18 protein-coding genes are annotated in these 21573 nt (G+C 72.9%); 5 read left to right on the top strand and 13 right to left on the bottom strand.

The annotated features are described in order from the left end of the window. The first annotated feature begins 62 nt into the window (after positions 1–62). The 3 genes from ACQB60_RS03960 (at position 63) to ACQB60_RS03950 (ending at position 4438) form a co-directional block, all read left to right on the top strand. Positions 63–2435 carry a glycosyltransferase gene (locus tag ACQB60_RS03960; protein ID WP_496924371.1) on the top strand — a complete coding sequence of 791 codons (2373 nt, stop codon included), beginning with the start codon at positions 63–65 and terminating at the stop codon, positions 2433–2435. Then, positions 2432–3697, top strand: a complete 1266-nt coding sequence (locus tag ACQB60_RS03955) for an acyltransferase family protein (protein ID WP_496924370.1) — start codon at positions 2432–2434, stop codon at positions 3695–3697. Before ACQB60_RS03960 ends, ACQB60_RS03955 begins: the two co-directional genes overlap by 4 nt. Positions 3698–4057: 360 nt before the next feature. Then, entirely contained in the window at positions 4058–4438 is a 381-nt protein-coding gene (locus tag ACQB60_RS03950) for a nuclear transport factor 2 family protein (protein WP_496924369.1), read from the top strand. 27 nt (positions 4439–4465) lie between these two features. Here the strand turns inward: ACQB60_RS03950 and ACQB60_RS03945 are convergent, their stop codons facing one another. The 3 genes from ACQB60_RS03945 to ACQB60_RS03935 all read right to left on the bottom strand — a co-directional run bounded on the left by ACQB60_RS03945 (position 4466) and on the right by ACQB60_RS03935 (position 7681). After that, complete coding sequence (locus ACQB60_RS03945; protein ID WP_496924368.1) at positions 4466–4837, bottom strand: S1 RNA-binding domain-containing protein; 372 nt, start codon at positions 4835–4837, stop codon at positions 4466–4468. A gap of 91 nt (positions 4838–4928) precedes the next feature. Continuing rightward, positions 4929–5675, bottom strand: a complete 747-nt coding sequence (locus ACQB60_RS03940; protein WP_496924367.1) for a hypothetical protein — start codon at positions 5673–5675, stop codon at positions 4929–4931. 185 nt (positions 5676–5860) lie between these two features. After that, entirely contained in the window at positions 5861–7681 is a 1821-nt protein-coding gene (locus ACQB60_RS03935) for a serine/threonine-protein kinase (protein WP_496924366.1), read from the bottom strand. A 260-nt stretch (positions 7682–7941) separates the two neighbouring features. Between ACQB60_RS03935 and ACQB60_RS03930 the strand changes: the two genes are divergently transcribed. Further along, positions 7942–8643, top strand: a complete 702-nt coding sequence (locus ACQB60_RS03930; protein WP_496924365.1) for an esterase/lipase family protein — start codon at positions 7942–7944, stop codon at positions 8641–8643. On the opposite strand, the gene ACQB60_RS03925 is transcribed toward ACQB60_RS03930, so the two are convergent. The 10 genes from ACQB60_RS03925 to pgfA all read right to left on the bottom strand — a co-directional run bounded on the left by ACQB60_RS03925 (position 8640) and on the right by pgfA (position 21155). Next, a complete protein-coding gene (locus tag ACQB60_RS03925) occupies positions 8640–9251 on the bottom strand; it encodes a hypothetical protein (RefSeq protein ID WP_496924364.1) in 612 nt (203 codons plus the stop codon). The genes ACQB60_RS03930 and ACQB60_RS03925 overlap by 4 nt on opposite strands. Next, positions 9232–10122, bottom strand: a complete 891-nt coding sequence (locus tag ACQB60_RS03920; protein ID WP_496924363.1) for an FkbM family methyltransferase — start codon at positions 10120–10122, stop codon at positions 9232–9234. The genes ACQB60_RS03925 and ACQB60_RS03920 overlap by 20 nt, the downstream gene beginning before the upstream one ends. After that, a complete protein-coding gene (locus tag ACQB60_RS03915; protein WP_496924362.1) occupies positions 10119–10328 on the bottom strand; it encodes a Trm112 family protein in 210 nt (69 codons plus the stop codon). Before ACQB60_RS03915 ends, ACQB60_RS03920 begins: the two co-directional genes overlap by 4 nt. Then, positions 10325–11239, bottom strand: coding sequence for a hypothetical protein (locus ACQB60_RS03910; protein WP_496924771.1), 915 nt, complete (start codon positions 11237–11239; stop codon positions 10325–10327). The genes ACQB60_RS03915 and ACQB60_RS03910 overlap by 4 nt, the downstream gene beginning before the upstream one ends. A 15-nt stretch (positions 11240–11254) precedes the next feature. After that, complete coding sequence (locus ACQB60_RS03905; protein WP_496924361.1) at positions 11255–12031, bottom strand: class I SAM-dependent methyltransferase; 777 nt, start codon at positions 12029–12031, stop codon at positions 11255–11257. After that, positions 12028–13395 (bottom strand): condensation protein, encoded by a 1368-nt coding sequence (locus ACQB60_RS03900; RefSeq protein ID WP_496924360.1) that lies wholly within the window; start codon positions 13393–13395, stop codon positions 12028–12030. Before ACQB60_RS03900 ends, ACQB60_RS03905 begins: the two co-directional genes overlap by 4 nt. Further along, positions 13392–17849: an alpha-(1->3)-arabinofuranosyltransferase gene (locus ACQB60_RS03895; protein ID WP_496924359.1), complete on the bottom strand. Its 4458-nt coding sequence runs from the start codon at positions 17847–17849 to the stop codon at positions 13392–13394. The genes ACQB60_RS03900 and ACQB60_RS03895 overlap by 4 nt, the downstream gene beginning before the upstream one ends. After that, on the bottom strand, positions 17846–18577 hold the full coding sequence (locus ACQB60_RS03890; RefSeq protein ID WP_496924358.1) for a class I SAM-dependent methyltransferase: 732 nt from the start codon (positions 18575–18577) through the stop codon (positions 17846–17848). Before ACQB60_RS03890 ends, ACQB60_RS03895 begins: the two co-directional genes overlap by 4 nt. Continuing rightward, the gene (locus ACQB60_RS03885; protein WP_496924357.1) at positions 18574–19761 is read right to left on the bottom strand and encodes a glycosyltransferase family 4 protein; all 1188 of its coding nucleotides are present in this window, start codon (positions 19759–19761) and stop codon (positions 18574–18576) included. The genes ACQB60_RS03890 and ACQB60_RS03885 overlap by 4 nt, the downstream gene beginning before the upstream one ends. A 305-nt stretch (positions 19762–20066) precedes the next feature. Continuing rightward, positions 20067–21155 (bottom strand): cell envelope lipid trafficking protein PgfA, encoded by a 1089-nt coding sequence (pgfA, locus tag ACQB60_RS03880; protein WP_496924356.1) that lies wholly within the window; start codon positions 21153–21155, stop codon positions 20067–20069. Positions 21156–21384: 229 nt separating this feature from the next. Between pgfA and ACQB60_RS03875 the strand changes: the two genes are divergently transcribed. Beyond that, positions 21385–21537, top strand: coding sequence for a hypothetical protein (locus ACQB60_RS03875; protein WP_384831046.1), 153 nt, complete (start codon positions 21385–21387; stop codon positions 21535–21537). Positions 21538–21573 lie beyond the last annotated feature (36 nt).

Raw genomic sequence — 21573 nt, 5'->3', positions numbered from 1 at the left:
CGGGATTTCGGGTTGGTCGGTGGTCCTCCCCCACAATCCGAACAGGATGGGACCACACACATATGGTCACTGCAATACCGCCGCGCCCGGGCCCCCGTCAGGCCCCGGGCGCCGTCGCTCATGTGCTCGCCGTCGGCCCGCCAGGGCCCGGTCGGGAGCAGCTCACCAGCAACCTGAAGTCGACCGGGTACGAGGTCACCCACGCCGCCCCCGGCGAGGTGCACCGGCAGGTCCGGCAGGCGCCCCCGGACGCGATCGTCGCCCTCGACGGCGGCACCGGAGGATCCGGCGGGATCGCGCTCGTACGGGAGGTCCGGGGCGACCCGGCCGGGCAGGCGCTGCCGCTCGTCATGGTCACCGAGGACCGCGACCCGGACCCGGAGGCCGTCGCCGACCTGCTGCGCCACGGAGCCGACGACTGTCTGCCGGAGACCTCCGCGCCCGTCGAGCTGTCCGCCCGCATCGCCGCCAAGCTGCACCGGGTGCCGATCCCCGTCGAGCATCTGATGCGGGACCCGCGGACCGGGCTCTACTCCGCCCCGCACTTCATGGACGAGCTCGACCGCGAGCTGCGCAGGCCCGCCGCCGCCCGCCTCGGCGGGATCCTCGCCGTCGTCGGCGTCGCCGAGATGAGCGCCCTGGAGGCGCGGCTCGGGCCGCGGGTGCGGCGCGAGGTCGCCGAGCGGCTCGCGGGCGTCGCGGAGAGGCTGGGCAGCGCGGCCGCCAGCCGGCTCGGCTGGGACGAGAAGGGGCAGCTTCTCGTCCTGATGCCGGGAGTTGATGAGGACGCGGCCGTCGTCGCGCTGCGGGAGTTCGCGCACTCCGTCGCCGGGACCCGGTTCGTCGTCGCCGACGAGAACGTCCGGCTCACCCCGGTCGTCGGCTGGACCCCGCTCGCCGGCTGCCCGGACCACGAGCGGGCCGCCGAGTACGCGCGGGACGCCGTCGCGGAGGCCGTGCGCCACCGCGATCTGCGGCCCGTGCGGTACGAGCCGTGGATGCGCACCAGCACCCCGCACCGGCACCGCGCGGGCGCCCGCTTCGGCCCGCGGCCACGGCTGCGCCCGCTGCTGCGTCCGCTGCTGTGCGCGCTCACGCCGCTGCTGCCGCTCGTCCTCGGCATCGGGCTGCCGTTCCTGCTGTACCAACAGGCGTACGCCATGGGCTGGGACGCCGCCGCGGTGGCGTACTGGGTGGTGGTCGCGGGACTCGTCCTGTCGGCGCTGCTCATCGTTCTGGAGTGCCTGTTCTCGCTCGACGCCCAGCCGCGCCCGGACGGGCCCGCCCAGCCGTACCCGGCGGCGAGCGCCGTCATCGCGGCGTACCTGCCGAACGAGGCCGCGACGATCGTCGACACCGTCGAGTCGTTCCTGCGCCTCGACTACCCGAACGAGCTGGAGATCGTCCTCGCGTACAACACCCCGCACCCGCTGCCGGTCGAGGACACGCTGCGGGAGATCGCGGAGCGGGACCGGCGGCTCGTGCTGCTGCCCGTCGCCGGGTCGACCTCGAAGGCGCAGAACATCAACGCGGCCGCCACGCGCGTGCGCGGCGAGTTCGTCGGGATCTTCGACGCCGACCACCACCCCGCCCCGGACGCCTTCCGGCGCGCCTGGGACTGGCTGTCGAACGGCTACGACGTCGTGCAGGGCCACTGCGTCATCCGTAACGGCGAGAGCTCCTGGGTCGCGAAGCTCGTCGGCGTCGAGTTCGAGGCGATCTACGCGGTCAGCCACCCCGGGCGCACCCGGATGTACGGCTTCGGGGTGTTCGGCGGCTCCAACGGCTTCTGGCGCACCGACCTGCTCGCGCGCACCCGCATGCACGGCTCGATGCTCACCGAGGACATCGACTCCACGCTGCGCGCCCTGAACGCGGGCGCCCGCATCGCCATGGACCGCACGCTCATATCAAGGGAGTTGGCGCCCACGACGCTGCGGCCGCTGTGGAACCAGCGCTCCCGCTGGGCGCAGGGCTGGCTCCAGGTCTCGCTCAAGTACCTGTGGCAGGGGCTGCGTTCACCGTCCTTCACACGGCGGCAGAAGGCGGGCCTCTTCGTGCTGCTCGGCTGGCGCGAGGTGCAGCCGTGGCTGACCCTGCAGATCCTGCCGGTGCTGCTGCACGCCGCCTGGCGGGCGGGCGGCGCCGACCGCCTCGACTGGGCGGTGCCCGTCTGCCTGATCGCGTTCGCGCTCACCCTCTCCGCGGGGCTCGTGCAGGCGGCCTTCGCCTGGCGGCTCGCGGTGCCCGAACTACGCCGCCGCAAGAGCTGGTTCTGGCGCTACCTCGTCGTCACGACCGTCTTCTACACCCACTTCAAGAACATGGTGGCCCGCCAGTCCCACCTCAAGGAGGCGCTGGGCGACCGGAAGTGGCGGGTCACACCGCGCACGGAGACGGCCGCTGCGGCGACGGCACGGGCGGAGGCTTCATGACCGCGCTGACGGCCACGACGGCCACGACGGCCACGACGGCCACGCCCGAGGCCCGCACGGCGGCCACGGCGACCACGGCCGCCACCACCCCGGCCCCGGGGCGGCGCGCCCTCGAACTCCAGGGATTCCGCGGGGTCGCCGCGCTCAGCACGGTGATCTTCCACGTGTGGCAGCAGTACCACACGTACGACGCGGACGGCTCGCACCCGCCGCTGGACAGCCCCTACCTGGGGGCGCTGTTCTCCCTGGAGGTCATCGACCTCTTCTTCGTCATGTCGGCGTACCTGCTCACCCTGTCGTACGCGCGGGCGGCCATCGACGGCGACGACCGTTCGGTGCGCACCGCCCGGGTGTTCCTCTTCCGGCGTGCCGTCCGCATCCTGCCGCTGTACTTCCTGGCGGTCCTCGTGGTGTGGGCGACGCGCAACCCGACGCTGCCGGGGGACTGGCGGGACCTGGTCGAGCACCTCACCTTCACCCATGTCTTCGACCGGGAGCGGATCTTCTACACGCTCGGCCCGACGTGGTCGCTCGCCCTCGAAGTCGCCTTCTATCTGGTGCTGGTCGCGCTCGGCCCCCTGGCCGTGCGGGCGTGCCGCAAGCTGCCCACGAGGCGGGCGCGGGTCGTCCTGTGCGGCGCGGGGTGCGCGGTGCTGTTCGCGGCGCCGGTCGCCTGGATCGGCTGCGCGCACTACCTCGCCGGTGTTCCGTACACCGACTGGCCGGTGTACTTCGGGCCGCAGGCCCGCTTCGGCGGCTTCGCGGCCGGGATGGGCCTCGCGGTGCTCCTGGTGGCGCTCGGCGACCGGGGGCGGCTCACCGCGCGCGGGGCGGCGCCGCTGGCGCTCGGCGCGGCGGCGGGCCTGTACGTGCTCTCGTACACGTCCGCGCCGGAGAACTTCGGGCAGACCTTCTACCACCCGATCGCGGCCGTTCTGTGGAGCGTGCTCCTGTACGCCACGCTGCATCTGCGGACCGGCCAACAGCCGCGCTGGCACGGCCTGTTGAGGTCCCGTTTGCTGACGGCCGTCGGCCTGATCAGCTACAGCCTCTACATCTGGCACGAACCGGTGATGCTCCAGCTCGACCGGTCGGGCCTGCTCCCGTCGGGCCGGGCGGGCTTTCCCGTCGCGCTTCTCGCCGTGCTCGCGGTGGCGCTCGTGGCGGGGACGGCGAGCTACTGGCTGATCGAGTACCCGGCGAGCCTGCTGGGCCGGGCCAGGGACGGCAAGGGGACGGCGCGGGACTTCTACGCCCGCTGAACCGCTCCCGCCGAACCGCTTCCGCCGAGCCGCTTCCGCCGAACGCGGCGGCGCCGCCTCCCCTGGGACGGGGGAGGCGGCGCCGCGCTGTCGTGCGGTCCTGCGGGTGACGTCAGACCAGCCAGCCGACGAAGTGGGCGAGACCGGCGAGGACGTCAGTGATGAGGTTCATGGTGGTGCTTCTCCTTGGGACATACGTGGGACATACGGGACTTGATGGAACGTCAACTACGGTCTGCAGCCCGTTGGTTGCGCCCCGTAAGCATCGTCAATCACAGGGGCCGTACGCAAACTCTGGGGCGACGATCACCTGTTCCAGGGAACAACTGCTCCCCTGTTCGCATATGGGAGTATGCGGACATGGAACCTACGGAGATCGTGCGGCAGCTGTGGCACCGCACGCAGGACCGGGACTGGGACGGGGTCGGCGCGCTGCTCGCCGACGACGTGGTCGTGGAGTGGCCCGCGAGCGGCGAACGCATCGTGGGCCGCGCCAACTACGTGGGCCTCAACTCCACGTACCCGGAAGGCTGGTCGATCCACGTCCTGCGCGTCGTGGCGGACGGCGGCGACCAGGTCGTCTCCGAAGTGGAGGTCCCGCACGAGGAGATGGGCACCCACCGGGTCGCGTCGTTCTGGACGGTGCGCGACGGCGTGATCGTCGAGGGCCGCGAGTACTGGACGGAGCTGGGCACGGATCCGGTGCCGCAGTGGCGGGAGAAGTTCGTGCAGCGGATGTGACCGCTCACGGGCCCCGATCGGGCCCGTTCACTCCTGGGGCTTCGGCTCCAGGGCCTTGGTGGAGAGGGAGATCTGCCCCCGCTCCGCGTCGACGTGGAGCACCTCCGCGGAGATCTCGTCCCCCACGGCCAGCACGTCGGAGGGGTGCGAGATGTGCGCCCAGGTGATCTCCGGGATGCGCACGAGCGCCTGTACGGGGGAGCCGGCGCTGAAGTCCAGGTCCGTGCCGTGGAGTTCCACGAAGGCGCCGAACGGCGCGATGACCGTGACCACGCCGCGCCGGATCTGCCCGCGTGCGACGCCGCCGAGCGACGCTTCCGGCTGATCGCTGAGCCTGTCCCTGAGTTCCTTGTAGTGGGCGTCGTGGGTGTCGTGGTCGTCGTCGTGGTGATCGTTCATCAGGCCGAGATCCTAGGTCCTGCCGCCGGGCACGGAACAGGCCCCCGCGTGAGCGAAGCGCGGGGGCCTGTTCCGCTGGGGAGGGGAAGGGTCAGAGGAGGTGGACGCCGCCGAGCAGGTTCAGGCCCAGGTCGATGTCCGCGTTGAGGCCGAGGTCCACGTCGATGCCCGCGTCGACCGCGGCGTTCAGGTCGACGTCGAGGTCCGCGGCGAGGGCGGCGTCGAGGTTCAGGCCGAGGTCGACCGAACCGGTGGTGAGGACGGCGCCCTCCGCCAGCACGTCGACGCCGAGCGCCGCGTTCAGCCGCGCCGCCGCGGCCGCGCTCAGCACGATGTTGTTGTCGGCGCTGAGGCCGATGTCGAGGTGCAGGAGGTGCTCGCCCTCCTTGGAGTACGCGTGCAGGGAGCTGGTGTCGATGCTGCCGAGCACCATCACCCGGCCATTGACCGAGCCCCGTACGGCACCGGTGGCCAGGTCGATGCTGACGTTGGACACGGTGGCCGCCTTGGCGCCGGCCTTCAGGGAGATGACGCCGGTGAGGTTCACCGTGCCGCCGACGATGCGGTGGTCGGCGGTGACGATCCGGCCGCTGCCGATCTTCAGGCCGACGTTGCCCTGGATGCCCAGATCCGCGTTGAGGCCGAGCGAGACGGTGCTGTTCGCCGCGACGATCGGGGTGTCGTCACCCGGGGCGGCGACGGGTGCGGCGGGCGCCGAGACCGGCGCCTTCGGGGCGGCCGGGGCGGCGTGCGCGGCGGCGGGCAGGGCCACCGTCGAGGCGAGCGCGGCGGCCACGACGAAGGCGGCGGCACGGGCGGAGAGAAGGGTGCGGGACATGGATACGGGATCCTTTCGGCAGGGGACTGTGGAATTGATCGCTTAATCGCACAGTTCCGCCCGGCCGCGGACTTGCCCCGGCTCTCCGGCCTCTTCCACCCATACGGCCCCGTGCCGCGACCGACGGCCGCGGGCCCGTGACGGGGCCGGTGAACGGACCCGCGACGGGGTCCGCGAAGGGCCGCTCAGCCCCCGGCGGCCGCCTTGAAGGACCCGCTGGCCTTGTCGAAGTGGCGCTTGCCCGTCGCCTGCTGCCCCGTCGGCGCGGACACCCACAGGTCGTACATCTTTCCGCCCTCGTCCCAGCTCAGGTCCCACGTGGTGCGCGGGCCGCCGTCCGCCGAGCTGCCGTCCCACGTGAACACCCAGAGCGCCGCCGGGTGTCCGTTGTGGGTGGTCTTCGTGACCGAGGCGGCGCGATAGCCCGGATAGTCGGAGGGGCCGTCCTTGTGCGCCTGGCGCATCACCTCGTACGGGCCCGCGGGGTCCTGCTCCTGCGGGTGGACGCCGATGCGGAACTCCTTGCCCGGCGAGTAGTAGTAGACGCGCGGGCCCTCGGGGGTACGGGTGAACCCGGTCGGCGCGCTGAAGGAGAAGCCCGTCGGGTCCGTGACCGTGTGATAACCCGTGCCCGATGGCGTGGTCGGCTTGGGCGACCCGGCGGAGGCCGGGGACTCCGCGGGCTCCGGGGCCCGGGTGGGGACCTTGGGCCCGTCGCCCTTCTTGCGGCCGGGCCTGCTGGTGTCGGGCTTCGGCGCCGAGGTCTTCTTGTCCTTCTTCTTGTCCTTCTGCTTCTTGCTGGGGTGCGGCGTCGGCACGTCCTGCTCGCGCACCTCCTCGGCCGCGCCGCCCGAACCGGCAGACTGCGCCGAGGAGTTGGTGTCGTCCCGGGTCATCGCCCACACCCCGGCGCCGACCCCGCCCGCCGCGAGCGCGGCGACGGTGACACCGATGACGAGGGCACGGCGGCCGCGTCGCCCGCGCCGGTTCGCGGCCCGGGCGGAGGCGTGCACCACGGGCTCGCCCGGGTCGCCGGGGGTGCCCTGGCGGCCCGGGCCGTTCTCCTGGCGGAGGGTGGCGGCGGGAGGGGGCGGCGGCGGGGCGGCGTGGGTGTGCGGGACGGTCGCGGCTTCGCCGTGCGGAGGCCGGCCGGCCCCCGGCGCGCGGTACTCGTTCGGGCTTCCGGCGCCGCTCAGCGCCGACTGCAGTGCCCGCTCCGCCTCCGCCGTGTCGAACCTGCGCTCCGCGTCCCGCTCCAGCAGCCCCCGTACGACCGGAAGCAGCACCCCCGCCGACTCCGGCAGCCGCACCTCGTCGACCACGACGGCGTGCAGCACGCCCGCCACGGAGTCGCGGTGGAACGGCGACTCGCCCTCGACGGCCGCGCACAACAGCACGCCGAGCGACCACAGATCGGACTCGGGGCCGGTGCGCCGCCCCGACATCCGCTCGGGCGCCGTGTATTCGGGGGAGCCCACGAACGAGCCGGTCGCGGTGAGCGTCGTCTGCCCGTCGAGCTGGGCGATGCCGAAGTCCGAGAGGACGACGCGGTTGCTGCCCGACTCCAGCAGGACGTTGGCGGGCTTGAGGTCGCGGTGCAGCACCCCGGCGGAGTGCGCTGCGCGCAGGGCGGCGAGCAGGTCGAGGCCGATGCGGGCGGCCTCGGCGGGCGGCAGCGGGCCCTCGGCGGTGATCCGGTCCGCCAGCGAACGGCCGTTGATCAGCTCCATCACCAGCCAGGGCTGCCCGTCGTGCTGCACCACGTCGTGCAGGACCAGGATGCCGGGGTGCCGGATCTGCGCCACGGTGCGGGCCTCGCGCAGCACGCGCTCGCGCTGCACCTGGGCGTCGACGGCCGAGAGCCCGTCGTCGACGTGCAGCTCCTTGACCGCGACGGCGCGGCCGAGCAGCTCGTCCTGGGCGCGCCAGACCGTGCCCATGCCGCCTCTCCCCAGCCGTGCTGTGATGCGGTAGCGGCCCGCTATGAGATCCCCGTGGCTTGCCATGGGCGGCATCATAGGCGCGGTGAGGCCATGGCCATGAATCCGAGCGTCCATGTGAACTGACCCTGAATGTGCGGTAGTTGAGCGTTTCCGGATCGCCTCAACATCCTCACGTGTCACATCTTGCGCGGGGAGGCGGGGGAGTGCCCCGGGGCGACGGAGCCGCCGTACCGGGAAGAGGCGGGGTGGGGGGGGGAAGGCCGCCGGAGGTGGACCGTGCACGACCCTGTTCATCCCGACCCTCAAGCCTCACCCTTCTCCCCATGTCCCCCACACCGCGGCACCTCGCCGCCCCCGCCCTCGCGGCCTGCCTCCTCCTCGGCACCGCCGCCACCCCGGCCCTGGCCGAACCGGCACCCGCCCCCGCCGCCTCCCACACCCCCGTCGTCTTCGTCCACGGCTACAACGCCGACCCCGGCGTCTGGGGCTCGCTGCGCGACGACTTCAAGGCCGACGGGTACACCGACGACGAGCTGTACTCCTGGGGCTACGACACCAGTCAGTCCGTGAACGAGACGCTCTCCGGCCGGTTCGCCGACTACGTCGACGAGGTGCGCGCCAAGACCGGGGCCACCAAGGTCGACGTCGTCGCCCACTCCTTCGGGAGCCTCGTCACCCGCTGGTACGTCAAGTACGGCGGCGGCACCGGCACCGTCGCCCACTGGGCCTCGCTCGCCGGGCCCAACCACGGCACCAGCACGGCGTGGGCCTGCGCCGCCTGGTCGCAGGCGTGCCGGGACATGACGCCCGGCTCGTACGTCCAGGACGGACTCGCCGAGGGCGACGAGACGCCCGGCGGCGTGGCGTACGCGACCTGGTGGTCCCACTGCGACGAGGTCATCAACCCGGACGACAGCGTCCCGCTGGACGGCGCCGCCAACAACGCCGCGGGCTGCCTCAAGCACAACGACCTGCTGGGTGACGACGGAGTGTCCCAGGGCGTACGCGCCTTCCTGCGGAGCTAGTCGCGCAGCGCCACCCGCTGCAGCAGCCCCCACGTGAACTCCGCGACGCACGAGCGGACGTGACCGTCCTCGTCCGCCCCCGAAAAGGCCAGCCCCCACCGCGTGGGAGCCGTGCCCTCCAAGGGGCGGGCGGGGGCGAACGCGCGGGCCACCTCGTCCACCGTGCACGACCAGGGGGTGAGGTCCGCCAGGGTGCGGAGCACGGGGGGCGGGGTGCCGGGGGCGCGGACCAGCCACTCGTTCCACACCGCCCCGTTCGGCGCCAGGAGGATCTCGAAGCGGAGGTCCGGCCAGAGCGGCACCGGCCACAGGAGCGCCTCGCAGGACAGGTCGCCGACCTGGCGGCGCACCGTGTCGGACGGAGGGCCGAGGACCGAGCGGTAGCGGGATGCGGCGCCGCGGGACTTCCGGGAGCGGGTCATCGCCTGCCAGCGGGCGTTCGCCTCTCTCATCTCCCCGATGGATACGCCCAGTTGGTGGCGGGCGTCCTCGACCAGGTCCGGGTTGTGGTCGGCCATGCGGCGCAGCAGGACCAGCTGGAAGGAGAGCGGCGTGAAGGGGGCGGCGGGGTCGGGGCGGGGAGCGGAGCTAGCGGGCATGGGCTCCATGGTTGCGCACCGCACGCTCGCCGGGGCGGCGGCCGTGCGGCAGGAACAGGACCGAGTTGACGTACCGCGGATGGCGGGGGGTCAGGACGCGGCGCAGCAGGCCCTGGGTGACCACGTGCGACGTGTCCGACTGGTGTGCTTCGAGGTCGAACGCGGTGAGGGGGAGCCAGGTGTCGTGGGGCAGGACCCAGCCCTCGTAGCCGTGGTGGCCGGTGAGGTGCTCGACGATCGGGGCGATGGGCTGGATGCGGGACTCCAGCTCCACGAAGAGCGCCGGGCGGTCCCGGGAGAGGATGCCCTCCGCGCCGTGCAGGACGGGGAGTTCGTTGCCGTCCACGTCGATCTTGATGAAGTCGACGTCGCGCAGGCCGAGTCCGTCGAGGGTGAGGCAGGGGACGTCGAGGGCCGTGCCGTGGATGTCGCGGCGGATCAGGGAGGAGACGCCGCGGTCGCCGCGGTCTCCCGTGGGCAGCCAGAGGCGGGCCGTGCCCGGGTGGTCGGTGGCCGCCGCCTGGATGACGCGGACGTTGCGGGGTGTGCTGTCCGCGAGGAGGCGGGCGAGGTGAGGCACCGGTTCGACCGTCACCACGCGGTGCGCGCGTGCGGCGAGACGGCGCGACCAGGGGCCGTACCAGCCGCCGACGTCCACCGCCGTGGCGCAGCCGGGCGGGCACAGGTCGGTGAGGCGGGCCAGCTCCGGCTCGAAGCGCGGGTAGACGAGGCGGGCGAGCGAGGCGACGATCCGGGCCGGGAGGTGCGGGGCGAGGCGGGCGGCGAGGGTCTTGTGCGGGGTCGGGTCGCCCGCCGCCCGGTGCCGGTCCCGGTGTGCGCCCTCGCCGTGTTCGCCTGTTCCGTGTTCGCCGGCCGTCATGGGGAGATCCGCTTCACGAGTTGCTCGTGTTCCTCCTCGGGGACCTGTTCGCCCGAGGAGGGAAGCAGCTGCGGTATGCCGTCGATGATCGGGTAACGGCGGTGCAGGCGCGGGTTGTACAGGACGTCCTCGGGGGTGAGGAGGTGCAGCGGGCCCTTGTCGAGGGGGCAGGCAAGGATCTTCAGCAGTGGGTCGTCGGGGTTCATCCGGACGTCAACTCCTTCGGAGTCGTGGGGGGTTGGGGGGTGGCGGGTGGTGCGTCGTGCTTGGGCATGGCCAGGAGCACCGACACCGCCAGTGCCGTGCCGCCGATGCGCAGGGCAAGGCGGACCGGTTCGTGCGGCAGCGCCTCGCCGAAGGCCAGCGTCCCCAGGACCGCCGTGAACAGCGACGTGACCGTCGTGCACACCGGCACGATCAGGGACGCCCGGCACCGCTGCAGCGCGGCCTGCGACATGACGAGGCCGAACGCGCCGGTGAACAGGAGGAGATAGGGGTACGGGGAGCGGAAGAGGTGGCCGACCGCCGAGCCCAGGTTCTCCGTCGTCAGGTAGCTGGAGACGCCCTTGATGGCGAGGGAGCTGACCCCGTACAGGAGGCCCACCGCCACGCCGTACTCGACGCCCGTCGTGGGCAGCCGGTGCCGGTGCCGGGAGCGCCGCTCCGCGTTGCCGTACAGCCAGACGCCGGCCGCGAGCGACGGCAGGCAGACGGTGAGGACCAGTGGCACGGGAGCGCTGTGGCTCACCGTGTCCGAGCCCTCCTTGAGGGAGAGGACCACCATCAGCAGCGCCACCAGGATCGCCGCCACCGCGTACCGCTCGCGCCCCGACGTCCGCTCCCCGAGCAGCACCGAGGACAGCAGCAGGAGCAGCACCAGGCCGGAGACGAAGATGCCCTGCGCGGCCGCGATCGGCAGCGTCCGGTAGACGGCGAGCTGCGCGCCGAAGCCCGCCGCGAGCGCCAGCGAGCCGCCGATCCACAGCGGGCTGCCGAGGACGTTGCGCAGCAGCCGCGCCGGGTTGCGCACGCTGACCGACGGCATCGAGGTCAGGGCCCGCTTCTCCAGGACGAAGCCGGTGCTGTAGAGGAGGTTGGCGAGGAGCGCGGCGGCCACACCCACCCACATCGCTCAGGTCCTCCGTGCGTGCAGGAGCAGGATCGAGGCGGCGCTCGGCGCCGCGCAGGCCAGTCTGTCGAGGGCGCGCAGCGGCCGTGGCACCCCGTGGAAGGGCGCGCCCGCGACCCGCACCACCTCGAAGCCGGACGCCGCCACGAACTCCCTGAGCGCGCGGGCGGTGTAGAGGCGCAGATGTCCCACCACCTCGCTGCCGGGGCGGCCGTGGATGCCGCGCAGGCTGACCTCGGAGAACACCGGCTGGACGCCCGCGAGGAGCAGCCCCCGGTTGTACCAGGCTGCGAGGTTCGGCGTGGACAGCATCAGATGGCCTCCCGGCCGCAGGACCCGGCGCAGCTCGTCCAGGGCGCTGTCCGGGTCGACGAGATGCTCGATGACCTCGCTGAAGAGCACGGCGTCGGCGGCCCCGTCGGTGAACGGAAGGCCGCCGTCGGTGAGTTCACCCCTGATCGCGTACGGGAGGTGGGCCTGGGCCCGCCGCAGGGCGTCCTGCGACCAGTCGACGCCGACGACGCGGTGCCCGGCGAGCAGCGGCGCCGCGGTCCGCGCGGCCCGGCCGTCGCCGCAGCCGATGTCGAGGACCACGGCGGGACCGGTGGGCCCGGTGGCGGGGCCGAGCGCGGCGGCGAGCAGCCGCGCCTGGCGCAGGCTGCGGGCGTCGCCGGAGGCCACCGGCACGGCCGGGTTCTCGTAGAAGTCGCGCAGGCTCGGCGGGCGCCGGTCCGCGGTGGTCGAGGTGGGCGCGGTGTGCGCCGAAGGCGCGGTACTCATCGGGATGCCGTCTCCTCCGTGGCGTGGGAGTAGTGCTCGAAGAGGTCGCGCAGATGGGCGCCGTCGCCGTGGCTGAGCAGGGTCCTGGACCAGCGCAGGGCGAGGTGCAGCCGGCCCGCCGTGGACGCCGTCGTCACGGTGAGGCCGCGCGGCATCCGGGCGGGCGCGGAGAACCACACGGCGTGCGCGCGCCCGGCGTCCCCGAAGTCGAGGGCGTAGGGGACGCGGCCGATGTTGCTGAGCAGCGTCGTGGACGTCCAGGGCGCGGCGGCCCTGCGCAGCCCCCGGGTGACGGCGGCGCGCAGGCCCACCGGGACGACGGGCGCGGTGAGCAGCGCCGCGCCGTGGCCGAGCTGCGGGCGGGCCAGGGACTTGAGGGCGCGGGTGCGGCCCGAGGTGCGGGTGAGGAGCGCGCGGATCTCCGCCGGAGTCCACTCCTTGCCGTTCAACTCGTCCGCGGCGAAGGGGACTTCGACGAGCCGCGTGCCGTTCCCGATGGGCATCGTCACGTCGCGGGGCCGGTCGTCGACGGGCATGGTGATGCGCAGCGGGCGGGGCTTCTCGCCGTGCTCCCGGTTCCAGTGCGCGATCATCAGGGCCGTCGCCACCATCAACTGGTCGTTGACGGTGAACGCCGAGCCCTTCGGCCGCTTGGGGACCGGGAGTTCGGCCACCAGCATGCCGTTGCCGGGCGAGGGCGCGGGGGTGCCGTGGGCGACGCGGGCGGGCGGGGCCCAGGGGGAGGAGGGGGCGTCCGGCTGCTCCTCCTTCTGCTGGTCGGCCGCTGCCGCCGCACGGACGGGCGGCGCGGCCGGGGAGTTGTCGCGGCCGCCGTACAGCTCGGCGGCGGTGGCGAGGACCCGCAGGCAGGCGGGGCCGTCGAGAGCGGTGTGGTTGATGGTGAGGAAGAGGACGGCGCCGGACTCCTCGGCGGTGTCCCGCACCGTGGCGTCCGCGTCCGGGGTGACCACCTCCAGGCGGATCGGCGGGGACGACGTCAGCGGCGGGGCCTCGGTGAGCGACCGCTCCCTGGCCCGCTTCAGGGCGTCCCGCTCCGCCGCCGGGTACGTCACCACCTCCACGTCCGGCCCGTCGGTGAGCTCCCACTCGTAGCGCCGCCGGTACCAGGGGCCCCGCGCCTCCCGCATCAGGATGCGCGGGTGGCGCCGCAGAGCCTCCCCGAACGCGGCCTTCAGACGGGCCGGTTCGGGGACGCCGGGCAGGTGCACCTCGATGTGCACCGTCTCCGGCTCCTCCTCCTGGAGGCAGTGCCGCGCGACCTCGTCGACCACGGGGAACGGGATGCGTTCCGGGGGCCGGCCGGGCTCGTCGGCGCGTCGTGCGGGGTGTTCCAGAGCGGTCATGTGCGGTTGCCTTCCCCCGGGGGCGGTGTTTCGGGCGGCGACTCGGGGCCGGTCCCCGGTGACGGCTTCGGTGGCTCCGTCGGCTCCGGCGGCGTCGCCTTGAACTTGGGCCGCCGCTGCGGCAGCGGCCTGGTCGGCGGGTCCGGCTCCGGCTGCCCGGCGGACGGTCCCCGCGCGGCGAGGGTCGGCCCGGAGACGTAGGGCGTGTACGGGCTCGGGTTCCCCGGTGCTCCCGGTGTACCCAAGGGCGGCGTCGCCGTCGACGGGTCCGACCCGGCCTGCTCGCCCTCGGCGGCCGGGCGCGCCCAGGGCTCCTCGTCCCGCACCGTCACGAGCGCCGCGAACACCGCGATGAGCGCGAGGAGTTGAGCGGCCGGCGAGAAGGCGCCCGCGTCCGCCCCCGACGGCTCTCCGGCGCCCGTCGCCGCGACCACGCCCGCCGCCGCCATGGCGAGGAACGCGAGCGGGACGAGCAGCTGGTGCCGCTTCCACGCGACGACGGCGAGCACCGGCACGAGCAGCGCGAACAGGCCCGCGATCACGGCGCCCACCAGCGTCAGCACCACCGTGCCGAGCACGAGGCCGGGTCCGGGCGGCGGGACCGGCTCGGTGTCGTCGTCGGCGGGCTCGCGCCGCCGCCACAGGACGAACACCGCGACGGCGAGCAGCAGCACGCCCGCGGCGCCGCCGAAGAGCCCGGCCTCGTAGGTGTCCGCGGGCTCGTACGAGAGCTTGATCGTGCCGCCCTCGCCCTGCGGCACCAGCCAGCCCTGCTGCCAGCCGTCGAGCCGCAGCGAGGTCAGCTCCTTGCCGTTGAGGGTCGCCTTCCAGCCGTCGTTCACGTTCTCGTACGTCGTCAGGTACGAGGCCGCGCCCGAGCCGACCTGCACCGTGCGGCGGTCGCCCAGCCAGTCCTTGACGGTCAGGGTGCGCTTGGTGGTGTCGAGGGCGCCCGGGGTGCCCCGGGTGAGCTCGGCGCCGGTGAGTGCGAGCGGGCCCGCGTCGCCCGCCTCCACGCTGTGCCCGCCCGAGCCGAGCGTCACCTCGGGCTTCTCCTTGCCCCGCTGGCAGAGCGTCACGTCGACGGGCCGCCGGTCCACGAGGTCGCGGACGGTGCCCTTGGCGCTGGTCTCGTACAGCTTTCCGTCGATCGCGACCACCGGGCCCTGCCCGCACGGGAGTTCAAAGGTGCGCTTGGGCGAGGGCTGCTCGGTGCGGTACTTGTCGAGGGCCGGGATGTACACCTCGGTGAGGCCCACCGGGAGCTGCAGGTCGTCGTCGGCCACCGGGTTGTGGACGGTCAGGTGCGCCTTCTTCGTGACGGTGATGGTCATGCGGTCGGTGGTGATCGGGTCGAAGCGCGCGACGCCGTTCTGGTCGACGCCGACGGTGGTGTCCCCGTCCGGCGTGCTGATCTGGATCTCCTCGGGGCGGGTGGAAAGACCGCCCGCCGCCGGGAGCACGACCTCGCCGACCGGCTGCTTGCCCGGCCACTTCAGGTGGATGACCGGGCGGTCCCCGGCGATCCAGGCCGTCGTCAGATCGCCGTCCGTGAGGTTGCGCGGCGACAGGCCGGTGCCGAGCGACGACGTGGAGTCGGCACTCGCCACGATCTGCTGCTCCTGGTCGGGCGCCACCTTGTAGAGCAGCTCGTCGAGCTCCTCGCCGGGCACCGCGACGGCGCTCGCCTTCACCTGGTACGTGCCCTCGGCCGGCGTCGAGAAGCGCCGGTGCAGGCCCGCTTCGGCGGTGACGGGGGACAGGCCGCTGGGGTCGGCGGAGCGGTGCATGGAGTACGTGGTCGCGGCGGCGTCGGTGGTGGGCTCGCGCTCGTCCGCGGGCTCCGTGTCCGTCGGCATCCGCAGCAGCTTGGTGATCTGCACCTTGGGAAGGGAGACCTCCGCGAACCCGGCGCCGGTCAGCCCGGACTTGCCCGACTCCACGTCCAGGATGGTGATCTTCACCCAACTCGACGCGCCCGCCTTGGCGTTGATCCGCTGCGCCATCCCGTTGGGCTGGAGGTCGCTGACGACGCTGCCCTGCTCCGTCTCCACCTTCACCTTGGTCGGCGCGGGCCGCACGCCTTCCTGGGGGAGCGGGGTGACCTTGAACGAGGAGGGGATCGCGGTCTTCTTCGTGAACTCGGCCCGGATCCACTGGCCCTCGGGGTGGCTCGGGGTGCCCTCGGTCCACGCGGTGTCCGGGTTGCCGTCGAAGGCGTTCACCGGGTCGTACTGCGGCAGGTGGAACAGCCAGCTCCCGTAGCTGGACGCGGTCACCGAGCGGGCGCCGCGCAGCTGGGCCACCGTCTGGTGCTCCTGGCCCTTCGTCGGCAGGATCTGGTGCGGCTTCTTGCCCGCGTCCTGCTCGGCGTCGCTCGCGTTGCGCTCGTCGCGCGTGTACGGGTACGAGGTGTTGGTGTTGACCAGGCCGAAGCGGGTGTCGGCGCGGCGCAGCCCGTCCCCGACCGTCTGCAGCCCGGCCCTGCCGAGGCCCGGGTGGTTGTCGCCCGTCAACACCGTGGGCCGGTCCCGGAGTTCGGGGTCGGCGGAGAGCGGGAGCAGCGACTCGGGGCCGCCGCTGACCACCGCCGTGTTGGAGACGGGCTTCAGGCCCGCCTGACCGGGGCGCCGGGCGCCGGAGTCCGGGGCGTAGATCTCGACGGCGCGCTGGCGCGGGTAGAGGCCCTCGACCTGCACGGGCGTGTCGTTCGGGATGATCCCGCCGGTCTCGGTGGGGCCGAAGCCGGTGACCCGCTTGTAGCCGGACTCCTCCAGGGTCCGCTTCACCGTCGACGTCGGCACGTTCCCGACCTGGTCCGGGTCGAGGTCGTTGCGGACCACGACGTAGTGGAGCCCCGCGCGCGACAAGTAGTCCCGCAGGCCCGGGACTTGGCCGCCCGTCATCAGGGCCTGCTCGACCGCGTCCATGGCCCGCCGGTTGCCCGCGGTGCCGAAGGGTACGTAGTCGCGCTGCGCCCAGCGGGAGTCGGCGAGGACGTCGAGGGGCTGGTCGATGGTGGAGCCCCAGGTGTAGATGCCGTGCGCGGTGGCGGGCACGACGAGGGCGCGCGAGTCCGGCGAGTACTTCTCCAGCCAGTCGGCGGTCGTCTGCCAGTACGTGGGCAGCTTCTGGAACGAACCCGGCTGCAGGATCGAGCCGTTGAGGTACGGCCAGGCGAGCCCCGGAAGCACCAGGACGGCGGCGATCAGCGGCGCGTACCGCCGCCCCCGCACCCGGCGCGCCCCGCGCGCCTGCGCGGCGATGCCCACCAGGTGCGCGAGGCCGAAGGCCAGGGCGAGAGCGAGCCCTGTCTGGAACTTGTAGATGTTGCGGAACGGCACCAGCCAGCCGTTCAGCCAGCCCTGCACCGTCCCGTGGAACGGCGCCCCGAAAGCCCCGCCGTACCCGGCGAGGGTGATCAGGACGACGGAGAGGACGGTGAGCACCAGCCAGCGCCGCTCGGGCAGGTCGCGGCGGGCGAGCCCGGCGAGGCCGAGCGCGGCCGCGAACCCGGAGCAGACGATGGTGACCACGGCGCTCGCGACGGTCCACCCGGCGGGCAGCCACGCCTCGCCGAAGTGCAGATACGCCACCCAGTTCCCGGCGCCGCGCAGCGACTCGGTCGCCGACATCGTGCCGGTCGTGGTCGCCGAAGTCTCGACGTACGGAAGGAAGTTCTCCCCGTACATGCCGAGCATCAGCAGCGGCACCACCCACCACGCGGTGGCCAGGACGACGCCCGGCACCCACCACAGGATGAGCCTGCGCTTACGGGGACCGTTCGGCCGGGACAGGAGATAGAGCCCCACCGGCAGCAGCGAGGCGAGCGTGGCCGCCGCGTTCACGCCGCCCATGAACGGGATGAGCAGCGCCGAGCGCAGCGCCGCCGTCCGGGCGCTCACCCGGTCATTGGTGAGCGGCAGCAGCACCCACGGCAGGAACGCGCCGGGCAGCGCCGCCGCCGACGTCGAGCCGACCACGACGGTGAACACCGGCCACAGCGCGTACACGACGGCGCCGAGCAGCCGGGACGCCGAGCTGCCGATCCGCAGCCGCTCGGCCAGGCGCAGGGCGCCCCAGAACGCGACCGAGACGATCAGCGAGAACCAGAGCCGCTCGGCCAGCCAGACCGGGAGGTGCACGGCCTTCGCGAGCCCGTAGAACGGCAGCATCGGGAAGGCGTAACCGACGTACTGGTCCTGGATCCCGCCGAAGCCGCCCCGGTCGTGCCACAACTGCCCCAGATCGGACAGGAACTGCCACGGGTCGAGCGCCACGCCCAGCTTGGTGTCGAACGTCATCCGGCCCGGATGGACCGCGAGGAACGCCACGAACACCACGGCCCAGAACCCGGCGAGCCAGCGCCGCGACCGCGGGCCGCTCGGGGGCTCGGGGGCGGGCGCCGTGGGCCGTGCCGGAGCTGGGGGTGGTGCCTGCACCGTGCTGGTCATGGATACCGCCGGAGGATGAGGAGGAGGTTCCAGGTGGCGAACTCACGGACGCCGGGCACCTTCGTGACGGCACCGGCCAGGAACGGCCAGTAGCGGGAGCGGGCCGCCACGACGCGCACGTCGTCGCGGGCCCGCACCTGCCGCAGGGTGTGCCCGACGTGATGGGCGAAGAGGTTCTCGCCGAGGGTGTGCTTGGCCGGCCGTCCGGTGCGCTTCTCGTAGCGCAGCCGGGCCCGGTCGGCGCCCAGGTAGTGCCAGGGCGCCCACTCGTGACCGCCCCAGGGCGAGAGCCAGTTGGTGAACGAGACGTAGATGAGCCCGCCGGGCCGGGTGACCCGCACCAGCTCGCTCAGGAAGGTCTGCGGGTCGGAGACGTGCTCAAGGACGTTGGAGGAGAACGCGACGTCGGCGACGCCGTCCCCGAGGGGCAGCAGATAGCCGTCGGCGACGACCGCCCCGTCCGGCGGCTTCTGACCGGCGGCGCCCAGCTCGGCCAGGTCCGGCTCGAACAGGAACGCCTGGGCGCCGCGCCGCCGGAACTCCTGCGTGAAGTAGCCGCCCCCGCCGCCCACGTCGACGACGACCCGGTCCGCGACCCGGCCGCCGTACGCCTCGACCTGGTCGGCGGCGTCCCGGGCCAGGAGCGAATAGCACCGCTCGGGCTCCTGCTGCTCCCGCAGGAAGGCCCGGAAGAGGGTGACGGAGCGGCGCAGGGAAGGGTCTTTCACGGTTGGCGGCTCCCGCCCTTGCCGGGGCGCCGGTCTTCCTGATGGCGCTCCACCGCCTCCACCGCCGCCGCGCTGAACTGCCGTACGGTGTGCGCCCAGCGGAAGCGGGCCGCGTGTTCGCAGGCCGCCTTGCCGAAGTTCTCTCTGCGCTCCGTGCTGAGCGCCAGGGTGCACCAGGCCGCGGCGAAGGAGCTCTCCCCGCGGGCGAGGAGGCCGGTCACGCCGTCCTCGACGGAGTCCCGCAGGCCCGGCACGTCGAAGCCGATCGTGGGCGTCGACCGGGCCGCCGCCTCCGTGACCACCAGGCCCCAGCCCTCCACCGCCGAGGGGTGCAGGAGCAGCCACGCCTCGCACAGCAGCCGGTGCTTCTCCGCCTCCGGGACATGGCCCCTGAACTCCACGCCGGGGCCCGCGAGTTGTTCGAGCCGCCCGCGCTCGGGGCCGTCTCCCACGATCACCAGGCGGCCGCCCGTGACGGGTCTGACCCGCTCCCACAGGCGCAGCAGCAGGTCGATGCGCTTGTACTCGACGAGCCGCCCCATCGCGAGGAACAGGGGCTCGTCCGAGCGGGGGTGCAGGGGTCCCGGCTCCTCGACGCCGTTGTGGACGATGCGGATACGTTCCCGCTCGACTCCCAGGTCCCGCAGGGCGGTCGCGGTGGACGGGGAGACGGCGACCAGGAGGTTGTCGCGCTGCGCGCCGGACAGCGCCCAGTGCTCCAGCTTGCGGCCGAGCCGGGCCGCCGGGGCGAGCGGCCCCTGGAAGCGCATGCCCCAGAGGTCGGTGTGGACGTGGTTGACCAGGCACAGGGTGGGCCCCCGGTGCCAGAGCGGCGCCAGATACGGCATGCCGTTGCAGACCTCGACCAGCAGGTCGCAGTCGCCGACCTGACGGGCGAAGGCGGACCGGGCGCGCAGATAGTGCCCGGAGTCACCGCCCGCCGAGACGACCCGGTAGTCGCGGTAGGCGGCGGGGCCGCCGCACAACAGCGTCACTTGATGGCCGAGCCCGGTGAGCCCGCCGGCGAGCTGGTCGACGAGGAGCTCGGAGCCGCCCGCGGCCGGGTTGCCGAGGTCGCGGCGGGCGAGAAAAACGATCCGGCGCGGATGTGGGGGACGCGCCGGAGGGTGCTGCGCGACCCGAGGGGACGTGTCGCGCAGCGAGGAAGGTACGTGCTGGGGCATGCGTGCTCCAACTCGTCTCAGGGTGCGGAACTGTGGGGGGTCGGGCGGGTGGTGCGTGGGGGGATCGAGCGGTGGTGCGTTGGTACGTCGCGCGGAACAAGCGGAACTGCAGGACTGCCGAACTCGGGACTGCCGGACTGCGGAACTCTGCGGAACTGCGGAACTGCGGGGGACTGTTGCGGAGGTACCGTGCTGTGGCTGTGCGGGGACTGTGCGTGGGTGGGGTTGGACAGTTTTCGCCGCGCGGCAGGGCGCGGCTACTCACGGAGATGACAATTTCCGGGCTTATTCGAGCTGACGTCTCATCACATCGTGGTGTGTTGCAGGGCGGTTGGGGACGTATCAGGATTCGGACTCCCCGGCTCCGCCCCCTCCCGGTGCCGCCCGCCACCGCCGTCACCGCTGCGCTCGGGCCGCCCCCGCACGACGAGGACGAGGCCCGCGACGCCGAGGAGCAGCCCCAGGGCGCCCGCCCCGATGGGCAGCGTTGTGCCGACCAGCTTGAGCTTCGTGCTGTCGGTGTCGGCGAGATCGACCTGCTCCCGCTGCGTCTTCGGCGTGAACGCGATCCGCTCGCTGTCGAGCAGCACCGTGGAGTCCTTCTTCGAGCCGGGCGCGCGCAGGGTCTTGCGGGGCCCGATCGCGGCGTAGATGATCCGGCCCGTGCGCTGGTCGGCGACGAGCTCGATGCCGTGGTTGGCGTAGTACTCGTCCGCGATCACCTGGCTCTTCTTCAGCCCGACCATGCGGCCCGGCACCTGCCGGGTGCCCGTCTTGGTGGCCTTCACGGTCGCGGTGAAGCGCAGGCCCTCGTAGCCCTGGATCTTCTTCTTGCCGCGGTACTGCAACGGCACCGTCGCGCCCAGGGTGTTGTCCCACCAGCGGTAGGAGCGCTTCTCCACGTCGAAGGGGAACTTCAGGTACGCCTCGCCCTCGAAGTACGGCTCCTCGCCGCAGCAGTGCACCGGCGCGTTGGTCTTCCGGTCGGTGACCCAGCGCTCCAGCGTCCACTGCAGCGAGTCGTGCGGGTCGGCGGCGGGCAGCGACTTGTCCGGGTCCACCGACGTGGAGACGTCCCAGACGGCCTTCCCGCTCTTGTCGCTGTCCTTCACATCGCCCCTGACCTGCCGGGTCACGGTGAGATTCCGGTCGTGGACGGTCTTGATCTTCTCGGTGTCGAAGTAGCTGCCCTTGCCCTTGAAGACGGTGGTCACGTCGATGTTGATCGGGGTGCGCTTGGCGTGCGGCTCCACGTACCAGGCCAGCATCGCGGCCAGCACGAGGAGGAAGACCCCAAGACCCGTGAGGATCAGGGAAAGCGGAGATGGCTGGTGCGGCCCGCAGGGCCTCGATGAGGGGTGGTGGCCGGGCGACGGGCGGGATGTGCGGCGCATCAGGGCACCTCTGTTCGGAGAAGTGTTACTGAGCCTGTTACTGAGCCGTATCGGCCGCGAACCGTATGCGTACCCTTGACGGAGTGTCAATGCGTTGTCGACACTGGGCACTTGCCGGACGGGGCCGGTGAGCCAAAGAGCGGGACCCATGGGACAAGGGCTTGTGCGGCCCCCGGGTTCCGCGTGACCAGGGTGGGGACGGACCTCCAGCAGAGAGGCTGACCCTGCGATGCACAGACTGCTCGCCGCCACACTGACCGCCGCCCTCGGCGCGGCCCTCGCCGTGGGCGCCGCCCTCGGCATCGTCGCCGCGCTCAACGCCACGCCTGACCAGCCCAACACCCCACTGGTGCACTACGAGACCCCGCCGCGCGGACAGTGAGTGGTGCCCATGGCCGTCTCCGAGACCCAAGCGCAG

The organism is Streptomyces odontotermitis, assembly GCF_050510915.1.
Lineage (GTDB): Bacteria > Actinomycetota > Actinomycetes > Streptomycetales > Streptomycetaceae > Streptomyces.
This window is presented reverse-complemented; position numbering and strand designations above follow the sequence as displayed.

What these genes read in the sequence shown, in the direction of transcription:
- ACQB60_RS03960 (WP_496924371.1), top strand. Translation starts at nt 63, where the DNA reads ATGGTCACTGCAATACCGCCGCGCCCGGGCCCCCGTCAGGCCCCGGGC.
- ACQB60_RS03955 (WP_496924370.1), top strand. Translation starts at nt 2,432, where the DNA reads ATGACCGCGCTGACGGCCACGACGGCCACGACGGCCACGACGGCCACG.
- ACQB60_RS03950 (WP_496924369.1), top strand. Translation starts at nt 4,058, where the DNA reads ATGGAACCTACGGAGATCGTGCGGCAGCTGTGGCACCGCACGCAGGAC.
- ACQB60_RS03945 (WP_496924368.1), bottom strand. Translation starts at nt 4,837, where the DNA reads ATGAACGATCACCACGACGACGACCACGACACCCACGACGCCCACTAC.
- ACQB60_RS03940 (WP_496924367.1), bottom strand. Translation starts at nt 5,675, where the DNA reads ATGTCCCGCACCCTTCTCTCCGCCCGTGCCGCCGCCTTCGTCGTGGCC.
- ACQB60_RS03935 (WP_496924366.1), bottom strand. Translation starts at nt 7,681, where the DNA reads ATGGCAAGCCACGGGGATCTCATAGCGGGCCGCTACCGCATCACAGCA.
- ACQB60_RS03930 (WP_496924365.1), top strand. Translation starts at nt 7,942, where the DNA reads ATGTCCCCCACACCGCGGCACCTCGCCGCCCCCGCCCTCGCGGCCTGC.
- ACQB60_RS03925 (WP_496924364.1), bottom strand. Translation starts at nt 9,251, where the DNA reads ATGGAGCCCATGCCCGCTAGCTCCGCTCCCCGCCCCGACCCCGCCGCC.
- ACQB60_RS03920 (WP_496924363.1), bottom strand. Translation starts at nt 10,122, where the DNA reads ATGACGGCCGGCGAACACGGAACAGGCGAACACGGCGAGGGCGCACAC.
- ACQB60_RS03915 (WP_496924362.1), bottom strand. Translation starts at nt 10,328, where the DNA reads ATGAACCCCGACGACCCACTGCTGAAGATCCTTGCCTGCCCCCTCGAC.
- ACQB60_RS03905 (WP_496924361.1), bottom strand. Translation starts at nt 12,031, where the DNA reads ATGAGTACCGCGCCTTCGGCGCACACCGCGCCCACCTCGACCACCGCG.
- ACQB60_RS03900 (WP_496924360.1), bottom strand. Translation starts at nt 13,395, where the DNA reads ATGACCGCTCTGGAACACCCCGCACGACGCGCCGACGAGCCCGGCCGG.
- ACQB60_RS03895 (WP_496924359.1), bottom strand. Translation starts at nt 17,849, where the DNA reads ATGACCAGCACGGTGCAGGCACCACCCCCAGCTCCGGCACGGCCCACG.
- ACQB60_RS03885 (WP_496924357.1), bottom strand. Translation starts at nt 19,761, where the DNA reads ATGCCCCAGCACGTACCTTCCTCGCTGCGCGACACGTCCCCTCGGGTC.
- pgfA (WP_496924356.1), bottom strand. Translation starts at nt 21,155, where the DNA reads ATGCGCCGCACATCCCGCCCGTCGCCCGGCCACCACCCCTCATCGAGG.
- ACQB60_RS03875 (WP_384831046.1), top strand. Translation starts at nt 21,385, where the DNA reads ATGCACAGACTGCTCGCCGCCACACTGACCGCCGCCCTCGGCGCGGCC.